The sequence below is a fragment of the Corallibacter vietnamensis genome (assembly GCF_039537875.1).
GTDB classification, from domain to species: domain Bacteria; phylum Bacteroidota; class Bacteroidia; order Flavobacteriales; family Flavobacteriaceae; genus Corallibacter; species Corallibacter vietnamensis.
Genome location: NZ_BAABBI010000003.1, coordinates 25,620 through 37,128, shown reverse-complemented (window position 1 = coordinate 37,128; position 11,509 = coordinate 25,620). Strand labels below are relative to the sequence as shown.

The window sequence follows — 11,509 nt, the reverse complement described above, 5'->3', positions numbered from 1 at the left end:
ATCATTCTTTTTGTAAATCAATCATAGCACCCAATTTGTAATCCCATTCAACTGGATGTATCACTTTTGCGCCGCTACACGGATGAAAAGTCACTTCGCCAAAATAAATATCGCCTTCTAAATCATAAAGATCAATACGAACATACTTAAATGGTTCTGAAAGTTTTTCTGAAACAGCAATCATTTCGTCTAGACTTTCAGGCTTTTTCAGCAATTTACCATTTTCTAATTTTGGCTTTCCATCAACAAAATTACACCAATTAAACGGCAGTAATTTCCAGTTTCTGTCATACATATTGCGCTTGTGACTTGTAAATCTATCAATATCTACTTGAATAAACACAACTTTTCCGTGGAAACAATGAAATTTATAGTCAAATGGCACAGCTCCTTGATTATCAGCTAGTAGTTTTTCTACTATAATGCGTTTTTCAATGTGTTTGTATTGCCATTCTTTAAATCTATAATAATAGTTAACACTTAAATTTTTATTGAGTTTCTTCTGGACAAGATCCCAGTTTACATGTGATTTATCACGAACTATAATACCTCCGGAACTATCGTGATTTGTTTTAATAATTATAGGGTAATCAGGAATGTTTTCTGAAATAATATTTCTTACTTTTTTGGTTTGATAAACTAACGGTATCAAGTATCTATTTCCTACTTTATCAAAAACATAAGCCCTTACAGAAAATTTATCAGCACATTTAGTATGCAACGCTGTTCGATCATGCAATTTAAGCCACTGTATTTTTTCATTAAGTGTTTCTGGTTCACTTAAATTTAACTTATAACCTAGGTTTTTTTTAAATTCTCGTTTTATCTTTACTCTGTCTGGAGTAAAACCATAACGCATATACTCAAAACCATGAGCAAAAGGTTGCATCACATGATGAATAAATGAAGAATTGTAATAAAGTTTAGATAGAAACTGTTTCATTTTAAAAAAACATAAATTCCAGTTGAATAATCAAACTAAATTACTATCAGTATGTAACTTAAACGCAAAACTTATGTTATTTTAGTGCAAAATTTATTAATGAAAAAAAAGATTTGTTTAGTTGGCGGCGAAGATGTAGACAAAAGAATTCCTTTGTCAAAATATCTAATATCTGCAAATTTTGATGTCACCATAGTAGGCACAAGCCCTAAACAATTTCCAGATAATGTCACATATGTACATTATAACCTAAAACGTCACTTTTCTTTTTCTGCAGATTACAAAACAATAACCTGGCTACGAGATTTTTTTAAAAACAATCACTTTGATATCATACACACTTTTGATACAAAACCCGCGTTTTTAGTTCCTATAGCATTACTTAAAACAAAAACACCTATCTCAAGAACAATCACAGGTTTAGGCACTATTTTTATGTCAAATTCTTTAAAAAGTGTACTTCTACGTAATGTTTATATAATGCTACATAAACGTGTGAAAAATCGTGTTGTAAAAACTGTTTTTCAAAATGAAGATGACAAAAATTTATACCTAAAAAACAACCTTATAAATAAAGAAAATCACGCTTTAATTTATAGCAGCGGTATAGAACTAGATTATTATAAATCAATTGCTAAACGCAACAGCAACCCTTTTACGTTTATTTGCGTAGCACGATTGGTATATGAAAAAGGCATTGTTAACTTACTTGAAGCTGCACGAATATGCCATGATAAAGGCTACCAATTTAAATACCTGCTTGTAGGTCCGCTAGAAGAAAACTCTAAAAGACTAAATAAAAGCATTTTAGAATCCTACAGAGACATTGTAGATATTTTAGGACCAAGACATGATATACCTGAATTATTACTAGAATCTGATTGCTTTGTCCTACCTACTTTCCGCGAAGGTTTTTCTAGAGTTTTATTAGAAGCTGGCGCCGTAGGTTTACCTATCGTATCAACAAATGTTACAGGTGTAAGAGAGTTTGCAAGGCACGACAAAGAAGGACTTCTTGTTGAACCAAAAAACTCTCAAGAGCTTGCTGATATGATGATAAAAATTGCAACCAACAAAGAGCTCGCTGATAAATTAGCTAAAAACGCCTTAAAACACGTTGAAAAGTTTAGTTTACAAAATGTTGCTAAACAATATATAACTATCTTTAACGCAGCTATTAATCGATCTATATAAAATGAAAATTCCATTTTCTCCACCTTTTATAAACAATACTGTTATACAGGAAGTTACAGATGCTTTAGAATCTGGATGGATAACTACTGGACCAAAAGTAAAACGCCTTGAAAGTTTAGTATCAGAACACACAAAAGCACCCAATACACTCTGTGTAAATTCAGCCACTTCAGGATTAATGCTAGCTTTAAAGTGGTTTGGAGTTGGCAGCGGAGATGAAGTTATTATTCCTGCTTACACATATAGCGCAACTGCACTAGCTGTAATGCATATTGGTGCGACACCTATTATGGTTGATGTGGAGTCAGATTTTAACATAGCACTTCCAGCCATTGAAAAAGCCATTACAAAAAACACAAAAGCAATAATCCCTGTTGATATTGCAGGGTGGCCTTGTGATTATGATGAGATTTTAGAAATAGCAAATAACAAAAAAGCATTGTTTAATGCTCAAAATGACAATCAAAGGAAACTAGGAAGACTTTTAATTATTTCAGATTCAGCGCATTCTATAGGTGCCACTTATAACAATCAGTTTTTAGGTAGCGTTACAGATATAGCTGTATTTTCTTTTCATGCTGTAAAAAATGTTACAACCGCTGAAGGCGGCGCTATTTGCTTGAACTTGCCTTCTCCATTTAATAATGACAACGAGTACAACTACTTACGCTGTTTTTCTTTAAACGGGCAAACCAAAGATGCTTTTACAAAATCTAAAGCTGGAGGTTGGCGTTATGACATTATTTATCCTGGTTTAAAAATTAACATGCCTGATGTTTTGGCCGCAATTGGCGTTGCTCAATTACCAGATTATTTTTCTTCTGTATTAAGTAAACGTAGAACTATTTATGAGTTTTATCAATCATTTTTTAAAGATAAACCTTGGGCTGTTTTACCTCCATACAAAGATAACAAAAAGCTTTCTTCTTGCCATTTATATGCTTTAAGAGTCCATGATATCTCTGAAGAAAAAAGAGACAAAATAATTGACGCTATATCTAAAGAAGGCGTTGCGGTGAATGTTCATTTTCAGCCACTACCTCTATTAACACTATTTAAAGAAATGGGTTATAACATCAATAATTACCCTGTTGCTTACAATAATTACAAAGCTGAAATATCACTACCTATTTACCCACAACTCAATGATAACGAACTACATTACATTGTAAACACCATAGCTAAAGCCGTAGAAGAAAACTTATGATAAAACGTTTGTTTGATATTATTTTTTCTTTAATAGGATTAATTTTATTCCTACCTTTATTACTCATAATAGCGCTTGTTCTTAAAATAGAGTCTAAAGGACCTGTTTTTTACCTACAATCTAGAGTTGGTAAAAACAATACCGATTTTAAGATTTTTAAATTTAGAACCATGTATGTCGGATCTGATAAAAAAGGGCTTTTAACTGTTGGAGACAAAGATCCTAGAGTTACTAATGTTGGTTATTTTTTAAGAAAATACAAGCTTGACGAGCTCCCGCAACTAATTAATGTTTTTATTGGCAATATGAGTTTTGTTGGTCCGAGACCAGAAGTAAGAAAGTATGTTGATTATTACTCAAACTCTGATAAAGAAATTTTATCTGTAAAACCAGGCATAACTGATTACGCATCTATTGAGTTTAGAGATGAAGCAGAACTTTTAAAAACAACAAACAATCCAGAAAAATTGTACCTTGAAACCATAATGCCTCAAAAAATCATACTAAATAAAAAATATATAAATGATGTGTCAATTTTTAATGACTTTAAAATTATAGTAAAAACTATTGAAGCTATTGTGAAGTAATGCAGAAAAAAAATGGATATTTAGTCATATCGCTTGATTTTGAGTTGTTTTGGGGTGTTTTTGACGTCCGTGAACTAAACAACTACCGTTCTAATATAGATAACGTTAGAGCTGTAGTTCCTAGACTTATAGAGCTAGCTAACAACTACAATATTGCTTTAACTTTTGCCACTGTTGGTTTTTTATTTAACGAAACAAAAGAAGAACTACTAAAGTCCTGCCCTGATATAACACCAAATTACAAAAACTCAAAATTCAATCCTTACGAATACATAAAAAATATAGGTGATTGTGAAAAAACAGATCCTTATCATTACGCATCAACATTAATTGAAACAATTAAAAACAATCCACAACACGAAATAGGATCTCACACATTTAGCCACTATTATTGCAACGAAGCTGGACAAACAGTTCAAGATTTTGAAGAAGATTTATTAGCAACAATACGTATTGCTAACAAAAAAAGCATCCCTATAAAAAGTATTGTTTTTCCTAGAAACCAGATCAATAAAAACTACTTAAAAATATGTAAAAAGCATGGTATTACATGCTATAGAGGCACAGAAAATCATTGGATGTTTAACACTTATGACACCAACCAGTTAGAAAAACCATTCTACAAAGCGTTTAGGCTTATGGACGCCTACTTAAATATTTCAGGGTACAACACTTATAACATTGAAAACCTAAAAGACAGCCTTGGAATGGTAAATATACCATCAAGTAAATTTTTAAGACCATACAGCAAAAGTTTAAAATTTCTTGAAAAAATAAGAGTAAACAGGATAAAAAAGGGACTTTCTAAAGCTGCTAAAAACAATGAACTATATCATATTTGGTGGCACCCACATAACTTTGGAGAAAATACAGAAGAGAATTTTAAGCTTTTAGAAGATATTTTTATACACTATAAAAAACTAAACAGCACGCACAATTATCAAAGTATAACAATGTCTAATTTAGCTAATTTAATTACCAGCTAAATAATTTCTACTTTTAACTGACTTTTACGCCCTATTATATAATATATTTTAGAGTTAGATACTTGCTTATAGATAACGATATTTTTAATAGACTCCTGTTTTCTGTATAGCATATCATAAACTATTCGCTTGAGATTTATTTGCGAATCATTTTCTAAATCAACAACTTGAAAAGAATCAAAATCAAGAGCTTCTGACAGCGAAGAAATTTTAAATATTGGCACACCTGATGAACCTCTTAAATTTTTGAATTTATACTTCATTTTAACTACAAAATAGTTAAATCGTTTATCGCGTAAGTACTGTTTAAGTTGAAAATATTTTGCTAAAAAAAACGCTGTAATACTTGAAGCAAAACTTGAACTATCATAAACTACATGACAATGGTACAGGTATTCATAGTTTGTCCATTTTGTTTTATATTCATATTCCCCTTTTGAAAAATCTAATGTATTTATACCATTTTCAAAACACCACTCGATTAGTTTACTTAACTCAATATGACCAATATTAAATTTATAAAAATCAGGATTAAATGCTTTAATTGCACCTGTAATTTTTGAGCCTTCAACAAAAACTAAAGACATAGCTTCCGGCTTTCCTTCTACACACACATTTATCATTAATGCCTGCCCATTTTTTAGCATCGGATAAATAACTTCTTCATAAAATGACCACTCTCCTACCAAGTTTGTATCTAACTGTAGCGAATCATAACGTTTTAAAACTAAATCCCTAAACCCCTGTATTACTTGATCATAATCTTTTTTTGATATTGTTTTATCATAAATATGGTATGAAACATCAAAACAAGCTTCCAGTTTTTTTATAGAGCTTCTGTGCTTGTTTCTACTTTTTGAGCTAAATGCATCAAGCATATAACTTTCTAAATTATCATATCCTTTTAAATCTGCTAAAAAACCTTTGTACTGTCTAACTTTATAGTTTTTTAGCTTTTTTAAATTGATAGAATTATCAGGCATACAATATTCAGGAACATCATATATAAGAAATGTTTTGCCTTTATAGTCTTCAAAACCAGCGTCTATTTGATACGTAATACCATTAGTAGAATTCTTACCTACATTTATATAATAAGGTAAATAGGCGTGCTTATAAAAACTTAACCCCTTTATGAAAGAAAAAGATTTAGATGTTTTTCCACCTACAAAATGCTTCAACCAATTGTCTTGGTATATTTTTGAAGTAAACGGATTATGCGACATCTTTACTGATTTTTAAAACATTGGCATCTCCAAACACAAAATATGTATCAACATCTTTATTAGACTTAAAGATTTTTAGATTTTTTACAGATTGCGGATTCATATATAAAAAATCAAACAAAGCTCTACGCGGCGACATAAAACCTGAACTATAGATATCTATCTCTTTCAAATGAGAAATTTCAACATCACCTTCAACTATAATCTCAACAATAAAAGGCTCTACAAAAGATTCTTTAATTACAGATGACTTAAAAAGTCTATGCTTTAGTTTATGATAAGTACTATTGAAATTTTTATCTCGCAAATAACGTTTTAAATTAAAATAAGAAACAACACCTAACGCAACAATCTGACTAATAATAGATTTAGAATCATAAAACAGATAATAATGTGTTTTGTAGGTATCGTTACTCCATCGTTTTTTGTAGTCAAAATCGCCTTGTGTATAGTCAAAAATCTCAACATTGTTATTAAAGCTCCATTCTAACATTTTTAAAATAGTTGTATGACCTATATTATACCTATAATAGTCAATATCAAAAACCGTTAAGGCCTCAACCAGCTTATCTGGAGAATGGTAACTAAACGTGATTCCAACAGGTTGTTTATCACAATAAATAACAAACAATGACGCTTGCTTTTTATTTATCATTTCATATACTAATTCTGAATAAAATCCCCAAAGTTTAGGCTCTAACTCTCCGCAAGGTTCATTTTTATCTGTATAACGTTTCTCAAAAAGCTTATAAAATTTATCAAAAACAACATCGAAATCTGTTTTTGAAATACAACCGTAATACATGATATATTCTACATCAAAACAGGCTTCTAACCTATTTACATTTCTTCGTAATTTTGATCGTGTATTAGACTTGTATATTGTTTTCAAATACACATCTAATGAATCAAAATCTGAAACTCTAGTAATATACCCTTCGTATTGAAATATTTTTTTCAACTGCAATCCTGGCAGTTTTTCAATATCATCATCAACATTTAAATACGACGGAATATCACGAACTAAAAACACCTTTCCTTTAAAGTCATTAGCATTTACACTTGATGTTTTAAAAGCAATACCATTGGTTAGCTTTTCACCAACATTTCTATAATAAGGAAGTTTGGAGTGCTTAATAAAAGTAACACCTTCAATAAACCTAAAAGACAAGCCTTTTTCAGAGTCATTAAAGTGTTTAGACCAAACACGGGTAAAGGTTTCAGAAGTAAATGGATTGCTTACCATTATTTAAAATTATATTCAGCGCCTCTAAATTAGCATTTTATAAAATTTTAAAGCAAGAACACATCATATTTTAGACGTATTAAATAAAATAGAATATAAACTGCATAATTTTACTGTTTTCACAAAAACAAACCAAATGTTTACAAGAAAGCAACACGATAAAATGCATAAAAATTAAGATGAAACCATTACCTTTATTTTATATAAAATCGCAAAACGTAGAAAAGAGTTTTTTATCGTTTTTATTTGACCAATGTTATTAAAACAGAGATATTTACTATGACAAAAAAAGCCTCAAAATTGAATTCAAAAATATGGTTATCAGCACCACACATGAGTGGCCATGAACAAGAATTCATTAATGAAGCCTTTGATACTAATTGGATTGCACCATTAGGTCCTAATGTAAACGGATTTGAGAAAGACATAGAAAATTACCTCAATGAAAATGTTCACGCAGCCGCATTAAGCTCCGGAACAGCAGCAATTCATTTAGCATTAAAACTATTAAACATAAATCAGGGAGATATTGTTCTTTGTCAAACAAAAACATTTGTAGCATCTGTAAACCCTGTAATATATTTAGGCGCTACACCCATTTTTATAGATAGCGAAAAAGACACCTGGAACATGTGTCCTGAAATGCTTGAAAAAGCTATAAATGATTGTATTAAAAATGGGAAAAAACCAAAAGCAATTGTTGCGATTAATTTATATGGCATGCCATACAAAGTTGAAAACATACAAAACATATCAATAAAGTATAATATTCCTGTTGTAGAAGATAGCGCAGAAGCATTAGGTAGCTCCTACTTTAATAAAAAATGCGGAACTTTTGGTGACTTAAGTATTATCTCCTTTAACGGTAATAAAATAATAACAACTTCTGGTGGTGGCGCTTTAATCACTAAAAACAAAACCACTAAAGACAAAGCTATTTATCTTGCTACCCAAGCAAAAGACGATGGCATTGAATATTCTCACACAGCTATAGGACATAATTATAGAATGTCAAACATTATAGCTGGTATTGGTCGTGGCCAAATGAAAGTTATAGATGAGCGCATTAAAGCAAGACGATACAACTACGAATACTACCAAAAGCATTTAGGCGACATAAAAGAGATTACTTTTTTACAAGAGCCTGAAGGTTTTTTTTCAAACAGATGGTTAACCTGTATTGTGTTTAAAACATCAAATATAAGAAATGATATTATGTCGCTTCTAAATCAAGACAATATAGAAGCCAGACCATCATGGAAACCCATGCATCTACAACCTGTTTTTAAATCGCACCCTAAATACCTAAACGGTGTTTCTGAAGATTTATATAATAAAGGACTTTGCCTACCTAGCGGATCAAATTTAACTAAAAACGAACTCAACAGAGTTATAAAAATAATAGCAGATTATTTTGGATAAACTTTATGACATATTAAGAAGGTTTTCCCACAGATATGCATCTAAATGGCTTGTCTTAATTTTTGATTTATGCATTGTAGCATTCACATTCTTTTTAGCTTATTTAATTCGCTTCAATTTTCAAATAGATTTTGATTTCTCAATGCTTGTCAAACAAATCCCTTTTGTTTTGGCAGGTGCTGTAATAAGCTTTCTTTCTGTTAGTTCGCATAAAGGTGTTGTTCGTTTTACTGGCTTTAAAGATGTTGTCAACCTCATTATTGGAGTAAACATACTAGCTACCATACTTATAATTACCACATTTTTAAGTAGAAAATATAATTTCAATAATGTTTTTGATATTCCTGGTTCTATTATATACATACACTTACTATTAAACTTCTTTTTTCTAATAGGCGCTAAATTTTTTATTAAATCTGTGTACAGAAGCATTGTTTCTGATGTTAAAATAAAAAGCAACGTATTAATCTATGGCGCAGGAGATTCAGGAACTATTACATATGATGCGCTAAACAATGACGCCAAAAACAACATCGAAGTATTTGGTTTTATTGATGATAACGAGCGAAAAATTGGAAAAAAAATAAACCTTCTAAATGTTTACAGCCCTAAAAATATTACAAAGGAGTTCATAGACAAACACGGCATTGATGAGATTATAATCGCCATACAAAACATAGACTCAAACAGGCTGCTACAAATTACCAGTGAGTTTTTTGCTTTAAACCTTAAAGTGAAAATTGTTCCAGCAGTTCAAAACTGGATTGATGGCGACTTAAGTATTGGACAAATAAAAGACGTTAGAATTGAAGATTTGCTTGGTAGAGAGCCTATAAACATTGACAACCCTGTGCTTTTTGACGAATATAACGATAAAGTAATTCTTGTTACTGGCGCAGCAGGATCTATTGGTAGCGAATTAGTAAGAAAGCTAACCAATTTCAACTACAAAAAACTAATATTGATAGATAATGCTGAATCTGCTCTTTACGATCTACAGCAGGAATTATCTCAAAACAATAAAGAAGCAAAAATCACTCCTATAATAGCTGATGTTAGAAACCATATAAGATGCGAAAACATTTTTGACACTTATAAACCCGACATCATATTTCACGCAGCAGCTTATAAACACGTGCCTTTAATGGAGCAAAACCCTTATGAAGCTGTAAGTGTTAATGTAAGAGGCACATATAACATGGTAAATTTATCTATAAAATATGGTGTAAATAAGTTTATTTTGATATCAACAGATAAAGCTGTTAACCCAACAAATGTTATGGGTGCAACAAAAAGAATAGCCGAAATACTTATTGGGTGTCAAAGAAATATAAAAAACTTAAAAACTAAATTTATAATAACTCGTTTTGGTAACGTACTAGGTTCTAATGGCTCTGTTATTCCGTTATTCAAAAAACAAATAGAATCTGGCGGACCACTCACAGTAACCCATAAAGATATTATTAGATATTTTATGACCATACCAGAAGCAAGCTTACTTGTACTTGAAGCTGCCGCCATGGGACTTGGCCATGAAATTTTTGTTTTTGACATGGGAGAACCTGTAAAAATCTATGATCTAGCTTTAAACATGATTGCCTTATCAGGCTTGAAGTTTCCAGAAGATATTGATATTAAAATTGTAGGCTTGAGACCTGGAGAAAAAATATATGAGGAATTATTAGTTGATGGTGAAAACACCAAACCAACTTATAATGATAAAATTATGATTGCAAAATGCAAGCTAATAGATAACACTTCAGAGGTACAAAGTAAAATAAAAGAACTATGTTTACTTAACTCAAATACTCAAAACATCGCAATTGTATCTAAAATTAAAGACATCGTAAAGGAATACAGCCCAAACAATTCAACCTACGAAGTATTAAATCATAACTAACAATAATACAATGAACATATTTTCACCTAAACGACTTATAAAAGCTTCTGTAATTGTAATTGCAGTCATTTTAACGTCTTGTGCTACTAGCAAAGAAATTGTTTATTTTCAAGATGAACCTATTTCAGAAAATAATGAAATCACAGTAAATTCTGAACTTATATACAAACCAAATGATTTAATTTTTATAAGTGTTGGCGGTGATAAAGATGCGGTTGCCCCTTTTAATTTACCCGCTATTTCTTATAGCACTTCATCAGTTGCTGTAAATGGTGATTTAAAAATGCCAACATACCTAATTGATGCCAATGGAAACATTGAATACCCTGTTTTAGGTACATTAAAAATAGCTGGACTAACAAGAACTCAAGCCACAGACTACTTAAAAAACAAGCTTAAAGATTATATAAAAGACCCTATTGTAAACATACGCCTTATAAACTTTACCATAACCGTACTTGGCGAAGTAGAAAATCCAGGCACATTTACTGTTGAAGACGAAAAAATATCACTTACACAAGCACTAGGAATGGCTGGCGATTTAACAATTTATGGTAAACGCAATAATGTTTTTTTAATTAGAGAACAAGACGGAAAAAAGCGCTTTACAAAATTTGACTTAACCTCTATCAACGTTGTAAACTCTCCTAATTACTACTTACAACAAGATGATGTTATTTATGTAGAGCCTAACAAATCAAGAGTACGCTCTGCGTCATACAACCAAAACAACGGCGTTATTATATCAGCCGTAGGAACACTAGCTACAATTATTGCCATTTTTATAGCCAAATAACG

General features: G+C 30.9%; 10 protein-coding genes. 7 read left to right on the top strand and 3 right to left on the bottom strand.

Going from position 1 to position 11,509, the window contains the following annotated elements:
* Position 1: 1 nt before the first annotated feature.
* Positions 2-943 carry an ATP-grasp fold amidoligase family protein gene (locus ABD690_RS10660; protein WP_344730375.1) on the bottom strand — a complete coding sequence of 314 codons (942 nt, stop codon included), beginning with the start codon at positions 941-943 and terminating at the stop codon, positions 2-4.
* A 99-nt stretch (positions 944-1,042) separates the two neighbouring features.
* Between ABD690_RS10660 and ABD690_RS10655 the strand changes: the two genes are divergently transcribed.
* Genes ABD690_RS10655 through ABD690_RS10640 form a run of 4 tightly spaced genes read left to right on the top strand, consistent with a single transcriptional unit; the run spans position 1,043 to position 4,917 of the window.
* On the top strand, positions 1,043-2,137 hold the full coding sequence (locus ABD690_RS10655) for a glycosyltransferase family 4 protein (protein ID WP_344730373.1): 1,095 nt from the start codon (positions 1,043-1,045) through the stop codon (positions 2,135-2,137).
* 1 nt (position 2,138) lies between these two features.
* Positions 2,139-3,344: a DegT/DnrJ/EryC1/StrS family aminotransferase gene (locus ABD690_RS10650; RefSeq protein WP_344730371.1), complete on the top strand. Its 1,206-nt coding sequence runs from the start codon at positions 2,139-2,141 to the stop codon at positions 3,342-3,344.
* A complete protein-coding gene (locus tag ABD690_RS10645) occupies positions 3,341-3,931 on the top strand; it encodes a sugar transferase (RefSeq protein ID WP_344730369.1) in 591 nt (196 codons plus the stop codon). Before ABD690_RS10650 ends, ABD690_RS10645 begins: the two co-directional genes overlap by 4 nt.
* Positions 3,931-4,917: a polysaccharide deacetylase family protein gene (locus ABD690_RS10640; protein WP_344730367.1), complete on the top strand. Its 987-nt coding sequence runs from the start codon at positions 3,931-3,933 to the stop codon at positions 4,915-4,917. Before ABD690_RS10645 ends, ABD690_RS10640 begins: the two co-directional genes overlap by 1 nt.
* On the opposite strand, the gene ABD690_RS10635 is transcribed toward ABD690_RS10640, so the two are convergent.
* Together ABD690_RS10635 and ABD690_RS10630 are read right to left on the bottom strand one after the other, a co-directional pair.
* Positions 4,914-6,143: a GNAT family N-acetyltransferase gene (locus ABD690_RS10635; protein WP_344730364.1), complete on the bottom strand. Its 1,230-nt coding sequence runs from the start codon at positions 6,141-6,143 to the stop codon at positions 4,914-4,916. The two genes, ABD690_RS10640 and ABD690_RS10635, sit on opposite strands and share 4 nt — an antisense overlap.
* The gene (locus ABD690_RS10630) at positions 6,133-7,389 is read right to left on the bottom strand and encodes a GNAT family N-acetyltransferase (RefSeq protein WP_344730360.1); all 1,257 of its coding nucleotides are present in this window, start codon (positions 7,387-7,389) and stop codon (positions 6,133-6,135) included. The genes ABD690_RS10635 and ABD690_RS10630 overlap by 11 nt, the downstream gene beginning before the upstream one ends.
* A gap of 279 nt (positions 7,390-7,668) precedes the next feature.
* Here ABD690_RS10630 and ABD690_RS10625 point away from each other — a divergent pair, with 279 nt between their 5' ends.
* The 3 genes from ABD690_RS10625 to ABD690_RS10615 are packed head-to-tail and all read left to right on the top strand — an operon-like array spanning position 7,669 to position 11,507.
* Entirely contained in the window at positions 7,669-8,811 is a 1,143-nt protein-coding gene (locus ABD690_RS10625) for a DegT/DnrJ/EryC1/StrS family aminotransferase (protein ID WP_344730358.1), read from the top strand.
* Complete coding sequence (locus ABD690_RS10620) at positions 8,804-10,711, top strand: polysaccharide biosynthesis protein (protein ID WP_344730356.1); 1,908 nt, start codon at positions 8,804-8,806, stop codon at positions 10,709-10,711. The genes ABD690_RS10625 and ABD690_RS10620 overlap by 8 nt, the downstream gene beginning before the upstream one ends.
* Before the next feature lie 10 nt (positions 10,712-10,721).
* Positions 10,722-11,507, top strand: coding sequence for a polysaccharide biosynthesis/export family protein (locus ABD690_RS10615; RefSeq protein WP_344730354.1), 786 nt, complete (start codon positions 10,722-10,724; stop codon positions 11,505-11,507).
* Positions 11,508-11,509 lie beyond the last annotated feature (2 nt).